Here is a 19751-nt window from a genome sequence, read left to right on the forward strand (position 1 = left end):
GTCTAGGGAATCCGGTGCGATTCAGAATTTAGCGACAGCATGCGGCAGTCCGTAGATCGTGAAACACTGTAGTCTGATCAATACTCTTTCAATTCCACTTCAAAAAAGGGCGCAATGGATGACTGACCGGTTCCTCCTCTATATCGACATTTTGGGCTTTACCGAAATGGTTCATAAAGATCCAAGGAAAGTTGCGCGAGTCTATTCAATCCTCGATTCGCTGAATGTCCACAGACATAACAGCTTCAAGACAATCGTCTTTTCCGATACAGTATTGGTTTACAATGCCAGATCCCCTGCCAACGACGAAGAAAGGCGTTACTTAGTTTGGTATTTAACGGAATTCGCAGAAGACCTACATCATCGTCTGATCGGTCAAGATATCTACTTTAGGGCCGCTTTGGTTGCCGGAGATTTTTTTCACTACGAACTCAATCACGTCGAATGTTTTTTTGGGAGTGCTTTGATCACAGCTTATCTGGCAGAGAAGGACATCCCGTCGCTGGGGCTATTCATGGACAAGGAGAGCGCTAAGTACAACCAATTTTTCCGTCTTGATCAGTTTAACTCTGACTTTTCTTTCGTTTACCTCAATCGGCAATTGGAGATGCTAAATAAGCATGCATTCGGCCAATTTCCCAATGTGTTCGATGTCCCAGTCGGCGATATAGCTCCTGACGTCTACGGTCAGATAAAATTCCTCCAACATATCCATGACCAAATGCGCTCACACCCTTCACCCCAAGTGAGAATTAAGTTTCTGGCTGCTTGGGACTTCCATAAAAAGCGCTACCCCCAGATGTTGCGCGTCCTCGAAGACAATGAGTTTAGAGCCGATTCATTAGGGGCTTCAGGAGATTGGAAGACGATGGAGAAAGTGCATGACGATAATGTCGCTTACTTCAAACGCATCGGTAGTGGAACAGTACTCTCAATGTCCATTACGGGAGCTGTGAGAAAAAATTCCAAATCACCTACTGTGAGAGCTGGAAAAAATTCAACCCCAGCAGTCACTAAATCCAAACCTCGAAAACCAACGCTAAACAAAACCGTGGTTCTTTCACCATCGAAGCTGAAGAAACCTAACCCAAGCAAACCTTGAATCGACCCCAGCTTGGTAGATGCTTTGAGTGTCTATTTCTGGCCGCTGTCTGCCGTTCGCGACCGGCAGACAGCGGGCAGAAGCGGGCTTCTAGCGTCTTGCAGAACAGGGCGAAGCCGATCCAGCAAGGCATTCAAGTATTCATCATTGGCCCTTACCGGAAGCGCCCACAAAGGCCGTGCCGCAACGTGTTCGGTCAGATCAGTACGCGCAATTCAGGGTGTCAGTTTGCCAGCATCTGGATCATGCTTTATTTTGTCGACTTCAAGCCCTCGGCCGCATAAGGAATGCGATTTGCCAACTCCACCTGTATTCTCGTCAATCCGTCAGCTTCCCATTGGTCAAGGAGGCTTCTTGGTAGGCGAGGTCACCGACGGGCGCACTGAAGCCTTTACCTACGCTTTCGATTGCGGTTCGATAAACCGAGAGCACTTCGAGCAAGGTCTGTCGTTGTGTTCGTACGATAAAATCGATGTGCTGTTCGTGTCCCACCTTGATGTTGACCATATCAGTGGCATTGAGGCGCTGGCTGCCCAAGTTCAGATCGATACGGTGATCTTGCCCTGCCTGGATGCATTGCATCTGACGTTGATTGCATTAGAAGCAATAAGTGCTGGGGGGCTTCGCTTATCTGTCCGCACGTTTCTGCAAGATCCGGCTGGCTGGTTTGCTGATCGTGGCGTCAAGCAGATACTGCATATCCCGCGCGGGGACTCCGCAACTGAAGCTGAGCCGTTCGATCCCGATAACTCGGGTCGCGATGACATAGTTTCAGGCGGCGAGGCTGACGGGCTGCGCGGGCCCTATTCCATTAGATCGAAGGGGGCGGGGCCGTCAAAAAGTGTACGGGCAGGAGCCGCACAGGAAAGAGCGCTTGGCGAGGAAACTTCGATTACTGCTGATATAGGCTGGGCGGGTGGTTCGCCATGCTGGTTGCTGGTTCCCTATGTGCACCCGTTTCCTGAAGCTGATATTGCGGCATTTCGCACGCTTGCGGGGAAGCTATTGCCTGCCAATTTTTCTGACAGGACCATTGCTTCAAAAGTGTTCACTAACAAACTGCTGAAGATACTGGCGGATGAGGATGACCGGAAGGCGCTGAAACGGTGCTATAGCGTGTTGTCGGGCGATCATAATAGGATTTCGTTGAGCCTTTACGCTGGGCCGCACCCTTCATATAAAAGAGAGAAGATAATTAGTAGGACTGACGAAAACTATTTCTGGCCCCTGATGAGATCCCCCCATCATTTAGTAGTTCCGCGCAGCGGTTCCCTAGAGAATCGTGGAGGAGCATGGCTGTGTACGGGCGATGCCGACCTAAACATTAAGGAAACACGAACGCAGTGGCTCAGACGCTATAAACAGCTGATCCAGCGCGTTGAGGTTTTCGTGTTACCTCATCACGGTAGTAACAATAGCATTCATGATGAGGTCATTGACCGCCTGAGAAACGTCGTGATGGTTGCCTGCGCGGCTACCGGTCGTGCTAAGCATCCCCATCCGCTGTTGATCGGGCGATTAAGGGCGGCCGGGAGCAGTGTCTGGCAGGTATCCGAGGATCCTGAGAGCACCTATGCCATGCATGTTCGGTTCAACGGCTGACGAGGTCGTAAGGCATCTGCAGCACCGACGTAAGCTGTCTAGGAAACCAGGGGAGATTCAGTTACCTCGAAATCTGACGCGTACTCGATGGAACCGTCAGTTTCTCTCCATTGAATGACCTCAGGCAGCAGTTCTGTGCTGTATTCGGATTGTGGAACGCTTCCACTTCAGCGGGCCACGCCTCATAGCCGTCCCCTTCCCCTTGTGACTGTTAATACTGCAGAAATAGAAAAGCCGACACAGAGTCGGCTTTACTTTCAAAAGCTTTTACAGCTATAGGTTTTTCAGCAATTCACAGGCATCTGCCCACGAATACGCACCTTCCAAAGGGCTGTGCTCGAAAACCATCAGATAACGGTAATCACGCCCTGCACATCTTTCCCAATACTTCCCAAGCTCGATTTTGGCGGAAGAATCAGAATTATCACGATCACCGCCTTTGGTTTCCAAAAGGATGATCAGTCCAGAGTGCAATTTCAGGACGAAATCAGGGTAGTGGTTGATTGGTCCATTCAGGACGAACCCGCGACCGCTAGAGTTTCTGTGCCACCACCGGACGTTTTCACAGTCCGACAGAAATTCCGACATTCTCTCTTCAAGTCCATTGCCCTTCTCTTCACGGACGTACAGTGAGTTGTCCGCCGCGACAGGGGCCTTCTGCCTTGGGGCGATCTCCAATGGCAGTTGGTAGGAAGGGCGCGTATCTACCTTGTTGAGGTCGATCCACTGCTTGAAGCGCCTACGCGAGAACCCCAGCATTTCGCTACGAACACGCTGCTTGATACTTTCAACGTAGGCATGCTGCTGTTCAAGCACTTCATCCAGTTGACCAGCACTCAGCCTCGCTAGGATCTTGCGGATGTACGCCTGCAGGTCAGCCTCAGCCAATGGCGGCATCTTGCCGAGCCAGTTACCCACCAGACCAGTGAGCTGACGCCGCTTGCCTTCGGAATCCAAGCTGGAGAGATAGTCCTTTAGCTTGCGGATCTCGTTGTCTTTCAACTGAATCTTCGTAGGTTCGTAGTCACCTTGCGAGCTACCCACGCGAAGCAGATCCAGTTTCACCAAATCGCCGCTCACAGGTGCAACCGCGAAGTCGTTCACGTCGCAATCTGCTAGGCGAAACTCATGGTCGAGCAACTGAGATTTGTCGAGTAGAACGCCGCCGTCTTCGTCAGCGAAAATCAACCCAGCGGGCGCTTTCCGATAGAACTGGGGAAGCTTGAGATCCTTGATCTCTGCAACGAATTCAGGTCGGAGCGAGAACAGTTCCATTGCGCCTCTCACGTCATTTGGGATGTGCTGGCCACCGTTGGTAGCCGTAGCAGCTACCAGCTCTGCATTGGCTTGGCGCGCAGCCTCCAACGTCGATTTAAGGAAGTCTTCCCCACTCTGTTCACTGCCACCGCTCGATGACAGCTCGAAGGGTTCTGAACCACCCTCAGAAGTCTTCGTAATGAACAGTCCCAGTTGAGGCTTTGTCGGCTCAGGCGTGACCGTTTTTGTCGTCTGGAAAACTGGCTTGGAATCGTTCGAAATGAGATCAGGAGTCCTGAAATCTGCACGGCTGAAACCAGCCCTGTTCAGACCGACAACAATCCTTTCCAACGTCTGGCTGAAGACACTGGAAGCCGTCAGCACGTAGCTCATGTTCAACGGTTCGTGACCATGAGCGCGAACGTATGGCTGTCGCAAAATTCGACCAAGGATCTGTTCCACGTCCACCGCAGATGACCTGTCAGCCAGAGTCGCCAGGATGTAGGCAAATGGGCAGTCCCACCCTTCCTTCAAGGCATTCACGGTGATGATGAATCGAACCGGGCAGGACGGGGACATGAGGTCAAGACCGCTCAACTCATCTTTGTCCGCAGTCTTGATCTTGATCCAGTCTTCGGCAATCCCGTGCTCTAGCAGCTCAGCCTTCACCAGCTCGAAGGTTTTGGCATCCGCCTTGGTTTTGCTTTCAGCCTGCAGCAACACGATTGGTCTGATGTACGCACCACCAGTTTGCTCTTCTGCCTTCGCCTCAGCTTCCAGACGTGCCCTCAAATCAATTGCATGAGCAATGACAGAGGTCCGGCTTGGGAGGTTTCTGACGATGACCGGGAGCTTGACCATGTGTTGGTCACGCATCACCAAGGCGTCAACGAAGCTGATGATATTCGCGCCGGTTCGTGGGGTAGCCGTCAGCTCAAATACAAAGTTTGGATTGAGGTTGCGAAGCATGTCTTGGGACAGGCTACTAGTCACGTTGTGGCTTTCATCAACGATGATTACTGGCTTCAAGCCTGCCATCGAGGCGACCAGTGAGTACGGGTCTACGCCCTCACCTACCGCCACAGCCGTGGACGCCAAGTCATCCAGAGCACTGTTCTCTTGGTAAAGCTTTCGATCATCCTTGTTGCGAGCTTTCAGGCTGTCATAGGTGAGCACAGCAACGACAAGCCCGTCTTCCACCTCATCCCTTGAAAGGAATCCAGACAGAAGATCGCGCTTATCCATGATGCTGACACGACCTTCAAACAGACGATTCAGCGCCTGTCGGTAAGGATGTGTCGGATTACGTAGCGCCCGTAGAACCTGATCAAGAATGGACAACGACGGAACGAGCCATAGGCACAACCGAGCATCACCTTGACGCTTTTGGAGCGCATTGAAAATGCTCGAAACCGCATGGAGTCCGATGAAAGTTTTACCACCTGCAGTCGGGACCTTCGCACACACTTGTGGAGCGCCATGCGGAGCTGGCTGATAGCCGGGCATTTTGGTCGCGCCCAGCGCATCCCAATGAGCGCGATAAGCTAGCTGAGGGTCATCACAAGCGGTCCAGCGACGAAGGAACAGCTCAAGATCCTCAATGACCTGACTCTGATAAGTGTTCAATTGCATTTTCTAAATCCTCAGAGTCGAGCAATGTCGCGTGGAATTTTCTTGAAGCCTATGCCGTGCCGACGCATGAAATCCTCGCCAAGAGCCAACTGGTCAGCGTAAACCAGTACAGGTCCAGCTACCTTCACCAGCTCAGCCAGAAGCTCTAAGTCCAGCGTTGTGACCGAGTGTTCTTCATAGGCGAAGAAGACTCGCAAACCATTTGCCTCGCCAAGCCAAAAGCGGTGCTGGCTTTCAGCGGACGACGAACCAGCCCCCTCAACGATTCCTTCCTGCCACGCGACATAGCTACGGATCGCGTCGATTCCGGCAGCAGGGTTCAGGTTGCCGTATTCCACGAACAGCGGTTCGCCAAGGGAGTAGTAGGTGAAACCACCACCAAGCCCCGCCACAGGCTTGTTCTCTTCGCCATAGCCATTCGCAACACGCTTGATGCGTTCAGCGGTAAGAGATTCGGCGTAATCCATCATCTCAATCAGGATGAAACGTCGATTGCCCTCATCTTGAGCGTTCGCCTTCAAAACGGCATGTCCAGTCGTTCCAGACCCTGCATAGGAATCGAGAATGATCGAATCGCTATCAGCAGCAATGTCCAAAATTCGACCGATTAAGCTACTAGGCTTTGGCGTGTCGAAGGACGAAGAGCCGGAAAAGATAGCCCGCATTTCATTTTTCGAGCTGCGATTGCTACCTACTTCCTTTTTCCACAAGGTACGGGGAACCAAGTCGCCAACCTCATTGAGATACCTCTTGATGCTTGGGCGAGCATCGCCGGTTGGCCCCCACCAGACTCGACCCTCAGCATCGAGAGCGCGCAACCTTTCCTCAGAAACACGCCAGAACCGCCCCGGAGGTGGAGAAAACTCACGTCCAGTAGGACCCGTTATTGTGAAAAGCCCTTTCGAATAGGGCTTGTTCGCAAAGGGATCGCCAGCAATCCAAGGACCGTTGGGGTCGTTGTCGTGATTGTCGTAGATGGAGTCAGATTCAGCAGTACGAGCCAGCCGAGCAGGAACCCAATTGGGACGTTTCGAATAGACCAGAATGTAGTCATGGTCTGTAGAGAATTGGCTCGCGGAATTTCGAGGCGAATCCGCTTTTTCCCAAATCACACAGGTCACGAAATTCCCAACGCCGAATATCTCATCCAAAACCGGACGAAGGATACCTACCGCGTTGTCATCAATCGAAACCCAGATTGATCCGTCTTCGGAAAGCAGTCGATGAAGAAGTTTTAGACGTGGATACATCATGCAGAGCCATTTATCTTGGCGGCTCATATCCTCGTTTTCTTTGCCAACGACTTTCCCTAGCCATTTTTTTATTCGTGGATCGTTAACGTTGTCGTTGTAGACCCAATTTTCATTGCCTGTATTGTAGGGCGGATCGATGTAAACGCATTTTACTTTCCCCTCATATTCAGGCAGCAAGCTTTTGAGAGCTTCCAGATTATCGCCGTGGATAATCTTGTTATCTAAGCTGTTCTTCGGCAGGCTTTCATGAGCTGAAAAAGTGAATTGCTCGCGCAGAACTCGATAGGTTACATCCCGATGATGGTTACGGACTTGATCCTTCCCCACCCAGTGCAATGTCGGCATGGTGTTAGCCTTGTCCTCGAAAAATGAAGCAGAAACCTGCCCCCAAGGCAGCCGGTGATTTGACACCATGACCCCCTTGCAAGGCAAGCGGCGACTGGCTCCGCAGGCTCCGCCGACCAGCCTCTAACGAGACGCGAAGTGATTGGAACCGCAGGGTTCAAGCCTTAAGATGGCTGTATGACATAGCGGCGCGAGTCGCGGACCACATGGAGCCCAAGCTATCTATTTTTCCCCTGAAACCGCGCTGGGCACCATCAAAGAGCCTTGATTTAGACAACTTGTTGTGGGAATGGGTACTTGGCGATCTGCTGTGAACGTGACAAATCGCCGACGCATCCGCAGACGGCCAAGAAGAACGAGATTCGGGAAGTACCTATGATTTGCGTTGATTGCGTAACACCGGCTCCACTGAAAAAGCTGTTTGACACGCACGGGGCAGAGGCCGATTGCAGGTACTGCGGCCGTCACGGGCAAACCATCGAGTCGAAGCGGCTGTTCGACTACGTTTACGAACGCGTCGCAGAGAACGTCGCAGGAAAGGACGACCTGTCCCACTACGAGCTCGGCCTCTTGTATGAGTGTGGATCGGACTTCATCGCCGTTTCGGATATCGGGATCGTCCTGTCGGAGTGGTTCGATCTTGGTGAAGAGCCTTACTTTGACGATTTGTACGATGGCGTTCCGCGTGAATTCAGTATTGATGACGAGACCAACGAAACGCATTTCTACGGGGATGACGGTACATTGGAGCAAAACTTCTACGAGGAACGTTGGAAGAAGTTCGTGGACGATGTCCACTACAAGCACCGCTACTTCAATACCGGAGCCGACAAGTTCCTTGATTCAGTCTTTTCACTGCTGGTGACTGACGGCAGTGAGCTCAAGCCAGAAGTGGTGCGGACCATAGTCCAGGGCGAGCGGCTCTACCGGGCCCGTCTCGCCCAGAACCAAAAGCAGGCGGAGGAGATCATCGGCGATCCCGCCGGCCAGTTCGGCCCCACGCCTAGAAACTTGGCCAGCAGCCAGCGGATGACCCCGAATGGCATTTCAGCTCTGTATTGCGCATTGGAGCGAGAGACCTGCCTCAGTGAAATCCGCTCCATCACAGGCGATCACGTGGTCAGTGCTGCCCTGACACCTATCAGTGAGCTGAAGCTGCTGGACCTCACAGCACTGGACCGCGTGGTGCCCCCGGAGCTTACGTTGCTAGATGAGGGGTTCCGCGACTCCCTGCATCGGAAGGTTTTCTTGGGATCGTTGGTCAAGAAGATGTCTCGACCCAAAGCGCGAAACGACGAGTTGAGCTACCTGTCGACGCAGGTCGTCTTCGAGTACCTGCGGCTGCGTTTCGGTAAGTATGTGGATGGGCTGGTGTTCCCCTCCGTCCAAACGGGCGAGGTAGGGACCAACGTGGTTCTTTTCCCTGAAGCTAGTCGGCTCTCCTACGTCCCTCCTGCCAACCCTGACCCGGCAGGCGGTCCTGTGCCGAAAGCCGTGCCAGCCGACAATCCATTTGGGCCAGCGGCCAAACTCGTCATCGTGGCTGATTCCATCCGGTTCCACAAAGTCATGGCAATCGAAACCAAAGCCAAGGAGTACGACCATATCTACGGCTTGTTCATGAGCGAGTTAAACCGCAAGCGCCTGGGCCCGATTTTCGATTGAGGGTGGTGATGGCTTGGGATTGCAGCTTCCGCTAAGAAGTGGTCGGGTGCTGGCCGGAACTGTAAGCCCACGAATGGGGGGGGATGGTTATATATCCCATGCCCGCTGGGGAGAAAAGTCTTTTTTTCCAGGGCGAAGCCAACTCATACGGGCTGGTCAAAAGCGAAGTAGGTCCAGCGGTAGCCGCGTCTCTAGGAGGCGACCTTGAGCTTAAAACTGCCAGTCGTGAACGGCCCCTTTGGGTCGCCTCTGCTAGTCAAATCCTATGCAAATGACTGGTCCGGTCGAATACAAATGGGTGGGCAAGTCTGCGCAATTGCCCAGCTTCTGCAGCGTGACGGTCTGTTCACGCGGAGGCCGCGTGTCTGCCCTGGATCAATACCGCATACCGCCAGCCTTGGGACAATATACTTGAGGGGGTAGATTTCCCTAATCGAGGTAAGCGGCATGACCCTGCAATCCCGTGTCCTTCAGTATCAAGCCGTGATCCGCGCCGAATTGGAAAGCGGTGTCGAGATCGGCGAACTGTCCGGTGTGATCGCCCGCATGGCTGAACTGCATGTTGCCGGCGAACTGAACGGCCAGTTGCCTACTGTCGTGCATCAATCTGGCTTCGACGTGATCGCCAAAAACGGCGAACGGGTTAGCGTCAAGTCCATTGCCCGGATGGGTTTCGACCGCGACGTGCCGAAGTTCAACCCGAGAACGCAGCACCATATCGACCGCGCCGTCATCGTCGCCATTGACCCAGTAACGGCAGAACCGCGCATCATCTACAACGCGCTGTTCACCGAACTGAAACCGCTGCTGAATGCCAATGGTTACGTTCGTCTGCATCGTGTCGTGGCCGCCGAAGTAATCCACGAACTGGCGGTGCGCGCAGCTGCTGGTGGCACCTGTGGCCAAGTGTGGCCCGCTTACGATGCTCCGCACTCCAAGGACGAGCCGGTATCGGTCGCCAAGGCGCTGGAACTGCTCCAGACCTAAATGGCGGCAATGTTGACATCGAGTGTGGGTACTGGGCGAAGCTCCACGGCGTCGAACTGGCTGAGCCTGCCCGCCGGGCTGCCTGATCCGCTTCATCTTCTGCCCTTTGCTCCGGCTCGACCCTGGGGCTTTTCTCGCGGGCTGGCCCGCCCAAGCCAGCCGTGGAGGTTGCATGAAAAAAGACCCGCTCGAATACATCCGTTTGAGTCCGGATAGGCTGGAAACGCTGGCATCATTTATCTGGCGCGAGATTCAGGACACGGTTCATCACGTTGTTTCGCAGGAAGCCATCCCGCGTCATTTCGGCGATGACTTCACCCCAGAGCAGACGCTGATAATGTCGCTGATCCTGCAAAAGATGCTTGGGCATTTATGTACCAGCGTTGGCCCTAGGCCTTTGAAGAAACTCATTTCAGCGCACCTCGCGAAACAGGCTGAAACGTCGCTGTTCCCTGAGCCTCATTACCCGGTTCGCGATCACTGGATGAGCAGCGAAATGCTGCGCGAGCGTGACGGTTAGGTGGGCCACCGTCGTGGGCTTGGTCGAGTGCAAAGCACAGCCCGGGCCTGCATGATCATGAGGCTATGCTTGATTGTTGACTTATCGGTCAGTCAAGAAACGCATGCGAGTGAGCAGGGATGGTGGGCCCCGTCGATGACGGGGGGGGGCGGTCAGCGAAAGATCGCGAACACCTTTCCAGCGGGCTGGATACTCGCTTTTGTTTAAGGTCGGAGAAAATCGACCCTTGATTTCTGATCGTTCGGTCAACTCTAAAGCTACCCGATCAGCCCCAATGCACACTGGTGGAGGTCAAGAAAATGCCCAGCAACAAGCGCCATCCCTCGGAAAAGCGTTCCGGCATGGACAAGAGAGAAAACCGGGCCGAAGCCATGCAGATGCCGTTCGATCTGACCTCGGTGCTGATCGGTTATGGTGCTAAATCGCGGCAACGCGAGGTGCTGGAGTCGATCATTCTCACGCGACCAATTAGCAGCTGGCAGCCGTTCGAAATCGATCTTGCGAAGCGGCTGGCGGCTAAAGTCGTAGCGCTTGAGGAAATGGACCGCATGATCGAGGTCGAAGGCGATGTTGTCACCAACGCTGGCGGTTACTCGGTCATCTCGCCGCGTGCCCAACTCAAGCTGGCTCGTGAACAGGAAGTCATTCGCTATGCCCGCACCTTGGGTCTGACCGCAGGCATGCGCCGGGTGATGCAAGCCGATGAGGTGCAACACTCCAAGGCGGTCGATAAGGCGCATCAGGTGGCCAGAGCGGCTGATGATGACGATTTGCTCGCTTGATTCGGCGCCGCTGGCCATGGGCGAACGGCACCCCTCGCCTAAGCATCGTTAGGATGAGCAGAAGGCCGCGCCACCAGTGTCGCATCGGCCATGAGCGTCAAATTGCGCTTGGGTGATCCAGGTGGGGAACAAAAAATGCCAGGCACGCGCTTTGGTGGGGGTCAAAGTGTGGGTCATTTTGGAGGTTCTGAGCGAAACCCCATAAATTATTGACCGAAAAGGCATTAAAAAGCCGGCTTGTGGCCGGCTTCTCGGGGACTGGCTTGGATCATTTTTGGTAAACCGCGCCAGCCTTCAAAACGTACACCCGGATCTTGCGTCCGGCTGTGGGACCTGGTGAGAAAGTCATCTGCCAGGTNCGGGGACTGGCTTGGATCATTTTTGGTAAACCGCGCCAGCCTTCAAAACGTACACCCGGATCTTGCGTCCGGCTGTGGGACCTGGTGAGAAAGTCATCTGCCAGGTCAGTGCATCTGAGCCGCAAGGCGGGTCGATGCGCAAATGTGGGGCGCAGCATACGCAGGTTTGAGGGAAATTCCCAGCGGGAAGTGCGAGGCAGAGCCGCCCGGCCGATCGGGTGGGGCGGTAACGGGTGTTCTGCGGGGCTTAAAGAAACGGCACCGTCGGCCGTCGTTTATTCAGGGTCGACCACCAGAACACCCAGCCAAGCACCCTGATGTTCTGCTCTTCGATTTGTGCGGGCCTGAAGATTTCATCCGGGTACTCGTCGCGGTTGTGGCTGCGCAGTCGCAGGGAGTTGCCCGGTAATCGGTGCAGGTACTTGATGCGTAGCATGCCGTCATGTTCGATGGCGTAGATCTCGCCATCGATGATCTGGGTCAGGCCTCGGTCGATCGCCAGGGTCGAACCGTCTTCAATTTTCTCTCCCATGCTGTTACCGCTCATTAGGGCGCAGATGGCGTCTGCGTGGTTGATTTCCAGGGAATCAAGGTGGCTGCGGGGCAGGCGGATCGATTGTTTGGGGTCTTCTATGACGTGGGTTTTGTTGGAGCCCGGGGCGGTAAAAGCTTCTGTATAGAAGGGCAGTTCGACGTCGACAGGCTCGATGACCGTGTAGACGCCGCGGATGGTCTGGGCGTCGAAGGTGTCGCCGGATTCGTCGAGCAGGCGCAGGTGTTGGGCGTCCTTCGAGCCTTCACCGGTTTTCAGCCAGTCGCTGCTGACGGAGAGCTTTCTGGCGACTTCTTCCATGCAGTGGGCGGGCACGCCACGGGTGTACCAGTTATGTACATTTTGCGGAGCCGTATCCAGAAAGTCGGCAAATCCGGTGGTCGTGATGTTCGCTGCTTCGAGGAGCGCTTTAAAGCGTGGGCCGCTAGTGTTCTTTTTCATGAACACGAGTCTACTGGCGGCTGGTAAGGGTTTGAATAAACGCCTCGTTCAAATTTCGCGGGAAATTTACGACCGGATGTAAGACGCTCTTGGGGAATTTTAAACGCGCAAAAACCAGGATTGAGCATGATTAAACGCTGTGTTTAATGTGCTTGTCTGGCGCCCACAAAAAACCCCGGATCACCCGGGGTTTTTCTTGAAGCCTGGAGCTTGAAGCTCGCGGCTGCTTTTTAGCCTTTATAGGCAGCAACCGACTTGGTGATCGCGGCGCGGGCGGCGTCTGCACCGTCCCAACCTTCGATTTTCACCCATTTGCCTTTTTCGAGATCTTTGTAGTTCGCGAAGAAGTGCTCGATCTGCTGGATCAGCAGGGCTGGCAGGTCGGTGTATTCCTTCACGTCGACGTACAGCTGGGACAGCTTGTCGTGTGGGACTGCGATGACTTTGGCATCGCCGCCGCCGTCGTCGGTCATGTTCAGGATGCCGACCGGACGAGCGCGGATCACCGAACCTGGAGCAACCGGGTAAGGGGTCACAACCAGCACGTCGAGGGGATCACCGTCGTCAGCCAGGGTGTTCGGGATGTAACCGTAGTTGGCCGGGTAGAACATTGGGGTGGCCATGAAACGGTCAACGAACAGGCAATCGCTGTCTTTGTCGATTTCGTATTTGATCGGCGCGTGGTTGGCCGGAATCTCGATCGCGACGTAGATGTCGTTCGGCAGGTCTTTGCCAGCCGGAATCTTGCTGTAGCTCATTGGGCGTTGCCCCCGTTAGTTGACCAGAAATACTTGGCCGGATTGACCAAAAAGTGGCGGCGATTATAGGCATATTCCTGGGTCGACGCCACGTACCAGAAGTCGTATGGCGCTTACTGGTGTGCCTGATAGACAGGGTCATGCGCCTTTAGTTGCTCCAGCCTCGCCAGCGGGTCCTGGCGATAGAACAGCTTCAACTGCTGGTACACCTGTGGATAAGCCTCGTGCAGCAAGTCCGGGGCGCTGAAGAAGTATTCGCTGGTGACGGCAAAGAACTCGGCAGGGTTTTCGGCGGCATACGGGTCGATGGCCGTTTCGGCATCGGGATTGCGTTCCAGTTGCCGGTCGAGGTCGTCGTAGGCCTCTTGCATGACATTGGCCCAGTCGCTGACCCGCATGTCGGGATGCAACGGCGGCAGGCCGTTGGCGACGCCGTTGAGCATATCGAGTTTGTGCGCCAGTTCGTGGATCACCAGGTTGTAGCCTTCCCAGCCACCACTGGCCATCACGCCCGGCCAGGCGAGGATGATCGGGCCTTGCTGCCAGGCTTCACCGCTGTGCTCGGCGTCCCGTTCGTGCTCGACGCCGCTGGCATCGCGATGGCGCTGCGGGCTGAGGAAGTCGTCGGGGTAGAGAATGATTTCGTGGAAGCCCTGATACCAGTTCAGGTCGCCGAGGTTCAGCAGCGGCAGTTGCGCCTGGGCAGCGAGCAGCAAGCGTTGTTCCTGATGCAATTCGACGCCGGGCAGGGCAGTCAGGTGCTTGTCTTCGAGGAACAGCACGCAGGCTTCACGCAGCCATTGGTCTTCGGCGACGCTGATGCCATCGAGAAAGCTCAGGTGATGGCGCACCCGTTGCCACATGTCATCGGCAATCGGGTGCTTTGCCAGGGTGCGCCGGCGACGCCAGGCGCTCAAGGACCACATGGTGTCAGCGCGATTCGGCTTTGGAACTCGAGCCCGCAAGGCGGTTACGCACCACGCCAATGATCATCGGCACCAGCGAAAGCAGGATGATGCCGACTACCAGCAGCGACAGGTTCTTCTTGATGAACGGCACATTGCCGAAGAAGTAGCCGAGCGTCACCAGGCCGCCGACCCACAGGACGGTACCGAAGACGCTGAAGGCGAAGAAGCGCGGATAAGGCATTTTCCCAACGCCGGCGACGAACGGTGCAAAGGTGCGGATGATTGGCAGGAAGCGCGCCAGGGTCACGGTCTTGCCGCCATGCTTGTCATAGAAATCGTGGGTTTGTTGCAGGTAGTCGCGGCGGAAGATCTTCGAATTCGGATTGCTGAACAGTTTTTCACCCGCCGTTCGTCCGATGATGTAGTTGGTGCTGTCACCCAGAATCGCCGCCAGCATCAGCAGGCCGCCGAGCAGTACCGGGTCCATGCCGCCACCGGCCGCCACGGCACCGGCGATGAACAGCAGGGAGTCGCCCGGCAGGAAGGGCATGACCACAAGGCCCGTTTCACAGAAGATCACCATGAACAGGATGGCGTAGATCCATGCCCCGTAGTTGGTTACGAGCATGTCGAGGTAGACGTCGAGATGCAGGACAATGTCGATCGGGTTGAAATCCATGGAAAGCACCTGTGGTAACGGCCTAACTCAGCAGGCCTGTGCGGATGACTTCGCGTAAGACTACTAATAGGGGTAGTTTTTCTTACAAGCCGGGAAGATCAGGATTATACGAAGCGAGAGGTGAAAATCGCGTCGAGATTGTAGCGGGGAATGTCATGACAGAGCTGATGTTTGATAACGAGCAGGTGGGAGCGATCCTGCTCGCGATACCGTCACCGCGCAGGACCGCGTCATCCAGTCGTTGCCATCGCGAGCAGGCTCGCTCCCACAGGTGCAGGTGATTCAGAGTTCGTCGCTGATCGGCAGCACATAGTTCTTGAATTCGGTGTCTTCCTTGAATCCGATGGATTCGTAGGTTTTGCGCGCGACTTCGTTGTTGCTGCTGGTGGAAACACGCATGCGCACGGCATTGGTTTCCTTGGCCATTTTTTTTGCGGTGCGGATCAGGTGGTCGGCCACCAACTGGCGGCGGGCATCCTCGGCGACATAAATATCATTGAGGATCCACACACGTTTGAGCGAAAGCGATGAAAAGCTCGGATACAGCTGACAGAAACCCATCAGTTTGCTGCTGTCGTCATCGGACAGCGCCAGGTAGATCACCGACTCCTTGCGACGCAGGCGTTTTTCGAGGAACGACCGGGACGAGTCCGGATACGGCAGGGAGCCATAAAACTCACGATATTTGACGAACAACGGGGTCAGCAGGTCCAGGTGTTCGAGGGTCGCTTGAATAATCCGCATGGTAGGTCTCATCTTCAAGTGGCTGTCTTGCGTCTCTGACGGCGATGGGAAACCCTTGGCGGCCGCGCCACGATCCTGCCTGAAACTGGTACGAATGTGCAATGCAGATGCGGTTCAGGCATTCGGCGGGCCGAGCAGGAAATTACCTTTCATGTCGGCGCCCGCATCCGACTCCAGTGTCTGAACCTGTGCTTCGTCCTTCAGATTGACCCCTGACAGCTGCCGCCGGCAGGCTTCGCGCATCAAATACAGCAAACGGTGTGCCGCCATGCCGTAGCTCAGGCCTTCGAGCCGCACGTTGGAGATGCAATTACGGTAGGCATCGGTAAGGCCGACCTTGGGATTGTAGGTGAAATATAAACCCAGGCTGTCCGGGGAGCTCAGGCCAGGGCGTTCGCCGATGAGGATCACGGTCATTTTTGCGCCGAGCAGTTCACCGATTTCGTCAGCGACTGCCACGCGCCCCTGTTCCACCAATATCACCGGCGCTACAGTCCAGCCCTCAGCTGCAATCTGTTCTTCGAGGCGTGCCAGGAAGGGCAGGGCATGGCGATGAACGGCCAGCGCCGACAAGCCGTCGGCGATCACTATCACCAAGTCGACTCCGCCGGGATGCGCCGAAGTGTAATCGCGCAACACCTGTGCCGACCCGGCACTCAACTTTCGGCCCAGATCGGGGCGTTGCAGATAACTGTTCCGGTCGATGGCCGCGCTATGCAGCAAAACGCTTTCATGCCCGCGTGCGGCCAATTGCGCGCGCAGTCCCCCATGGTCAAATGGCAAATGCACCGCATCCCGCGCCTGGGCGTGGGCGTATTGGAAATCCAGCTGGGCGTGGGTGGGAATGCTGGTGCCGGTGCGGCCCAGGGCAATTCGCGCCGGCGTCAGGCGCCGCAGTTCCAGCCATGGGTTGTGGGGATCGAAGGGTAGTTTGTCCATGTCATTACTCATCCCAGTTGCGCCAGGGCCTGGCGGAAGGCTGGCGGCAGGTTGCTGCCAAACAGAACCCGGCCGTCCGCCTGGGTGAAGATGCCCATTTTCGCCAGCCATTGCTCGAACTCCGGTGCAGGCTTGAGCCCCAGGGTCTGACGGGCATAGAGCGCGTCGTGAAACGAGGTGGTCTGGTAGTTGAGCATGATGTCGTCGGAGCCGGGGATCCCCATGATGAAATTGATCCCGGCGACGCCCAGCAGGGTCAGCAGGGTGTCCATGTCGTCCTGGTCAGCTTCGGCATGGTTGGTGTAGCAGATGTCGCAACCCATGGGCACGCCGAGCAATTTGCCGCAGAAGTGGTCTTCCAGGCCGGCGCGGATGATCTGTTTGCCGTTGTACAGGTATTCCGGGCCGATGAAGCCGACGACCGTGTTGACCAGAAACGGATTGAAATGACGTGCGACGGCGTAGGCGCGGGTTTCGCAGGTTTGTTGATCGACGCCATGGTGGGCGTTGGCCGACAGGGCACTGCCCTGGCCGGTTTCGAAGTACATCAGGTTCTGGCCCAGGGTGCCGCGATTGAGGCTCAAACCGGCGTCATAGCCCTCTTTCAATACATTCAGGTTAATGCCGAAACTGGCGTTGGCCGCTTCGGTGCCGGCAATCGACTGGAACACCAGGTCCAGCGGGACGCCGCGATTGACCGCTTCGATCGACGTGGTGACATGGGTCAGCACGCAAGCCTGGGTCGGAATCTCGTAGCGCTGGATGATCGCGTCGAGCATCTCCAGCATCGCGCAAATCGAGGCGATGCTGTCGGTGGCGGGGTTGATGCCGATCATCGCGTCGCCGTTGCCGTGCAGCAGACCATCGAGAATGCTCGCGGCGATGCCGGCCGGTTCGTCGGTGGGGTGGTTCGGTTGCAAGCGCGTGGACAGTCGACCGCGCAGGCCCAGGGTGCCGCGAAACTGCGTGACCACACGGATTTTTTGCGCCACCAGCACCAGATCCTGCACGCGCATGATCTTCGATACCGCGGCAACCATTTCTGGCGTCAGGCCGGGGGCGAGGGCGCGCAGGACCTGTTCGTCGGCGGCATCACTGAGCAGCCAGTCGCGAAAACCGCCGACGGTGAGGTGGCTGACGACGGCGAAGGCTTGTTTGTCGTGGGTGTCGATGATCAGGCGGGTGACTTCATCGGATTCGTAGGGGATCAGTGCTTCCTGCAGGAAGTGACTTAGCGGGGTGTCGGCCAGCGTCATCTGTGCCGCGACGCGCTCGCCGTCATTAAGGGCTGCGACGCCGGCCAGGAAATCTCCGGAGCGTGCCGGGCTGGCCTTGGCCATCACTTCCTTGAGGCTGTCGAAGCGGTAAGTCTGGGCGCCGACGGTATGGGCGAATGCGGCCATGGGGCGGAGTCCTCCAGTAATTATTGCAATTTGCTTTTCCTGTGGGAGCGAGCAGGTTCGCTCCCGCAGGGGAATTGCGTGCACCTTGATAAGGCAGGCACCGGCAAAAATCCCGGTGCCGGTGCATTCAGATGCCTTCGAGCATAGCGTCTGCCGGTGCCTCGGAACGTTGCTTGGCAGTCAACTGGAAGTACAGGTAACCGGCAGCCATGAAGCCAAGGAAAATCAGGCCGATCAAGGTGTTGAACCACGCCATCGCCACCAGGCACACCACCGCCAGGAACAGCGCGATCCCCGGCACGATCGGATAACCCGGGGCGCGGAAGGTGCGTTCCAGGTTCGGTTCGGTTTTACGCAGCTTGAACAGGCTCAGCATACTGATGATGTACATCACGATGGCGCCGAATACCGACATGGTGATCATCGCCGCCGTCAGGGTCATGCCTTGCAGATTGACCAGGCCATCGCTGTAGATCGCCGCAATGCCGATCACGCCGCCGGCCAGGATCGCCCGGTGCGGTGTCTGGAAGCGCGAAAGTTTGGCCAGGCCTGCAGGCAGATAACCGGCACGGGCCAAGGCGAAAAACTGCCGCGAGTAGCCGAGGATGATCCCGTGGAAACTCGCCACCAGGCCGAACAGGCCGATCCACACCAGCATGTGCATCCAGCTCGAATTGTTGCCGACCACCGCTTTCATCGCCTGGGGCAGCGGATCGTTGATGTTCGACAGTTGGCGCCAGTCGCCGACACCGCCCGCCATCACCATCACGCCGATGGCCAGGAACACCAGTGTCAGAATGCCGCTGACGTAGGCCTTGGGGATTGTGCGTTTCGGGTCCTTGGCTTCTTCGGCAGCCATGGCTGCACCTTCGATCGCGAGAAAGAACCAGATCGCGAAGGGAATGGCGGCGAAAATGCCAGGAATCGAGCCCATCGTGAACTCATTGGCACCTGACCAGCCATTGAGCACAAAGTTGCTGAAACTGAAGCCGGGCGCGACCACGCCCATGAACACCAGCAGTTCAGCGACGGCCAGCACGGTGACCACCAGTTCGAAGGTGGCCGCGATGCTGACGCCGAGGATGTTCAGGCCCATGAACACGAAATAGGCGCCTACGGCGGCGACCTTCGGGTCCAGTTCCGGGTATTGCACGTTGAGGTAGGCGCCGATGGCCATGGCGATGGCCGGTGGTGCAAAGACGAATTCGATCAGGGTGGCGATACCGGCGATCAACCCGCCTTTCTCGCCAAAGGCCCGGCGGCTATAGGCAAACGGTCCGCCAGCATGGGGAATCGCCGTCGTCAGCTCGGTGAAGCTGAAGATAAAGCAGGTGTACATCGTCGCCACCATCAACGCGGTGACGAGAAAACCCAGCGTACCTGCGGTACCCCAGCCGTAACTCCAGCCGAAGTACTCGCCGGAAATCACCAGGCCGACGGCAATGCCCCATAAATGCAGGGTGCCGAGTGTGGGTTTGAGCTGTGTGGAAGAAGTAGTCATAAGTCCTCTCTATTTTTTTTCGATCTTTTGGACTTTCGGGTACGACGGTTTGGGTTAAACGCTGAATGACGGGTACGCAAGGCCCGTGCCAGAGCGGCCAGGCCTTGGGTGCTGTGTCATTGAGGGTGCCATCGCGAACAGGCTCGCTCCCACAGGGATCTCTTGTGGGCTAAGTGTCGGGAACTGACCCGGATCCACTGTGGGAGCGAGCCTGCTCGCGATGGCAGCTTGAAGGGCGACACAGGAACATCCTGCATCGCCCCCAGGTTTTAGAAGAAGCCCAGCGGGTTGATGTCGTAGCTCACCAGCAGGTTTTTGGTC

At 56.0% G+C, this 19751-nt stretch carries 16 protein-coding genes; 6 read left to right on the forward strand and 10 right to left on the reverse strand.

Going from position 1 to position 19751, the window contains the following annotated elements; genetic code table 11:
* The first annotated feature begins 118 nt into the window (after positions 1-118).
* Positions 119-1102, forward strand: a complete 984-nt coding sequence (locus tag ACLD1X_RS22790) for a hypothetical protein (protein WP_429371488.1) — start codon at positions 119-121, stop codon at positions 1100-1102.
* 354 nt (positions 1103-1456) lie between these two features.
* Entirely contained in the window at positions 1457-2704 is a 1248-nt protein-coding gene (locus ACLD1X_RS22795; protein WP_429371490.1) for a hypothetical protein, read from the forward strand.
* Positions 2705-2977: 273 nt separating this feature from the next.
* Here the strand turns inward: ACLD1X_RS22795 and ACLD1X_RS22800 are convergent, their stop codons facing one another.
* Both ACLD1X_RS22800 and ACLD1X_RS22805 read right to left on the reverse strand, forming a co-directional pair.
* Positions 2978-5593 (reverse strand): DEAD/DEAH box helicase, encoded by a 2616-nt coding sequence (locus ACLD1X_RS22800; protein WP_429371492.1) that lies wholly within the window; start codon positions 5591-5593, stop codon positions 2978-2980.
* A gap of 11 nt (positions 5594-5604) precedes the next feature.
* Positions 5605-7191 (reverse strand): site-specific DNA-methyltransferase, encoded by a 1587-nt coding sequence (locus ACLD1X_RS22805; protein WP_429371494.1) that lies wholly within the window; start codon positions 7189-7191, stop codon positions 5605-5607.
* A 297-nt stretch (positions 7192-7488) separates the two neighbouring features.
* Here ACLD1X_RS22805 and ACLD1X_RS22810 point away from each other — a divergent pair, with 297 nt between their 5' ends.
* The 4 genes from ACLD1X_RS22810 to ACLD1X_RS22825 all read left to right on the forward strand — a co-directional run bounded on the left by ACLD1X_RS22810 (position 7489) and on the right by ACLD1X_RS22825 (position 11145).
* A complete protein-coding gene (locus tag ACLD1X_RS22810) occupies positions 7489-8856 on the forward strand; it encodes an RES family NAD+ phosphorylase (RefSeq protein ID WP_429371496.1) in 1368 nt (455 codons plus the stop codon).
* Positions 8857-9303: 447 nt separating this feature from the next.
* A complete protein-coding gene (locus tag ACLD1X_RS22815) occupies positions 9304-9843 on the forward strand; it encodes a hypothetical protein (protein WP_429371498.1) in 540 nt (179 codons plus the stop codon).
* A gap of 172 nt (positions 9844-10015) precedes the next feature.
* Positions 10016-10363: a hypothetical protein gene (locus ACLD1X_RS22820; RefSeq protein ID WP_429371500.1), complete on the forward strand. Its 348-nt coding sequence runs from the start codon at positions 10016-10018 to the stop codon at positions 10361-10363.
* A gap of 299 nt (positions 10364-10662) precedes the next feature.
* Complete coding sequence (locus ACLD1X_RS22825; protein ID WP_429371502.1) at positions 10663-11145, forward strand: hypothetical protein; 483 nt, start codon at positions 10663-10665, stop codon at positions 11143-11145.
* A gap of 606 nt (positions 11146-11751) precedes the next feature.
* On the opposite strand, the gene ACLD1X_RS22830 is transcribed toward ACLD1X_RS22825, so the two are convergent.
* The 8 genes from ACLD1X_RS22830 to eat all read right to left on the reverse strand — a co-directional run bounded on the left by ACLD1X_RS22830 (position 11752) and on the right by eat (position 19430).
* Positions 11752-12498, reverse strand: a complete 747-nt coding sequence (locus tag ACLD1X_RS22830; RefSeq protein WP_429371504.1) for a LexA family transcriptional regulator — start codon at positions 12496-12498, stop codon at positions 11752-11754.
* Between the two features lie 230 nt (positions 12499-12728).
* A complete protein-coding gene (ppa, locus tag ACLD1X_RS22835; protein ID WP_007933577.1) occupies positions 12729-13256 on the reverse strand; it encodes an inorganic diphosphatase in 528 nt (175 codons plus the stop codon).
* A 113-nt stretch (positions 13257-13369) separates the two neighbouring features.
* Positions 13370-14182 carry a zinc-dependent peptidase gene (locus tag ACLD1X_RS22840; protein ID WP_429371506.1) on the reverse strand — a complete coding sequence of 271 codons (813 nt, stop codon included), beginning with the start codon at positions 14180-14182 and terminating at the stop codon, positions 13370-13372.
* Positions 14183-14186: 4 nt separating this feature from the next.
* A complete protein-coding gene (locus ACLD1X_RS22845) occupies positions 14187-14843 on the reverse strand; it encodes a DedA family protein (protein ID WP_429371508.1) in 657 nt (218 codons plus the stop codon).
* A gap of 282 nt (positions 14844-15125) precedes the next feature.
* Positions 15126-15587 (reverse strand): GNAT family N-acetyltransferase, encoded by a 462-nt coding sequence (locus tag ACLD1X_RS22850; RefSeq protein ID WP_429371510.1) that lies wholly within the window; start codon positions 15585-15587, stop codon positions 15126-15128.
* Between the two features lie 114 nt (positions 15588-15701).
* Entirely contained in the window at positions 15702-16538 is an 837-nt protein-coding gene (gene eutC / locus ACLD1X_RS22855) for an ethanolamine ammonia-lyase subunit EutC (protein ID WP_429371512.1), read from the reverse strand.
* On the reverse strand, positions 16535-17929 hold the full coding sequence (locus ACLD1X_RS22860; RefSeq protein ID WP_429371514.1) for an ethanolamine ammonia-lyase subunit EutB: 1395 nt from the start codon (positions 17927-17929) through the stop codon (positions 16535-16537). The genes eutC and ACLD1X_RS22860 overlap by 4 nt, the downstream gene beginning before the upstream one ends.
* A 127-nt stretch (positions 17930-18056) precedes the next feature.
* The gene (gene eat, locus ACLD1X_RS22865) at positions 18057-19430 is read right to left on the reverse strand and encodes an ethanolamine permease (protein WP_429371516.1); all 1374 of its coding nucleotides are present in this window, start codon (positions 19428-19430) and stop codon (positions 18057-18059) included.
* Positions 19431-19751 lie beyond the last annotated feature (321 nt).

This window comes from Pseudomonas sp. 18173 (assembly GCF_050432945.1).
Lineage (GTDB): Bacteria > Pseudomonadota > Gammaproteobacteria > Pseudomonadales > Pseudomonadaceae > Aquipseudomonas.

Bases quoted from the DNA above. Each gene is read 5' to 3' on its own strand.
- ppa (WP_007933577.1), bottom strand. From the start codon at position 13,256: ATGAGCTACAGCAAGATTCCGGCTGGCAAAGACCTGCCGAACGACATC.
- ACLD1X_RS22830 (WP_429371504.1), bottom strand. From the start codon at position 12,498: ATGAAAAAGAACACTAGCGGCCCACGCTTTAAAGCGCTCCTCGAAGCA.
- eat (WP_429371516.1), bottom strand. From the start codon at position 19,430: ATGACTACTTCTTCCACACAGCTCAAACCCACACTCGGCACCCTGCAT.
- ACLD1X_RS22860 (WP_429371514.1), bottom strand. From the start codon at position 17,929: ATGGCCGCATTCGCCCATACCGTCGGCGCCCAGACTTACCGCTTCGAC.
- ACLD1X_RS22820 (WP_429371500.1), top strand. From the start codon at position 10,016: ATGAAAAAAGACCCGCTCGAATACATCCGTTTGAGTCCGGATAGGCTG.
- ACLD1X_RS22840 (WP_429371506.1), bottom strand. From the start codon at position 14,182: ATGTGGTCCTTGAGCGCCTGGCGTCGCCGGCGCACCCTGGCAAAGCAC.
- ACLD1X_RS22825 (WP_429371502.1), top strand. From the start codon at position 10,663: ATGCCCAGCAACAAGCGCCATCCCTCGGAAAAGCGTTCCGGCATGGAC.
- ACLD1X_RS22790 (WP_429371488.1), top strand. From the start codon at position 119: ATGACTGACCGGTTCCTCCTCTATATCGACATTTTGGGCTTTACCGAA.
- ACLD1X_RS22800 (WP_429371492.1), bottom strand. From the start codon at position 5,593: ATGCAATTGAACACTTATCAGAGTCAGGTCATTGAGGATCTTGAGCTG.
- ACLD1X_RS22815 (WP_429371498.1), top strand. From the start codon at position 9,304: ATGACCCTGCAATCCCGTGTCCTTCAGTATCAAGCCGTGATCCGCGCC.
- eutC (WP_429371512.1), bottom strand. From the start codon at position 16,538: ATGAGTAATGACATGGACAAACTACCCTTCGATCCCCACAACCCATGG.
- ACLD1X_RS22850 (WP_429371510.1), bottom strand. From the start codon at position 15,587: ATGCGGATTATTCAAGCGACCCTCGAACACCTGGACCTGCTGACCCCG.
- ACLD1X_RS22845 (WP_429371508.1), bottom strand. From the start codon at position 14,843: ATGGATTTCAACCCGATCGACATTGTCCTGCATCTCGACGTCTACCTC.
- ACLD1X_RS22805 (WP_429371494.1), bottom strand. From the start codon at position 7,191: ATGCCGACATTGCACTGGGTGGGGAAGGATCAAGTCCGTAACCATCAT.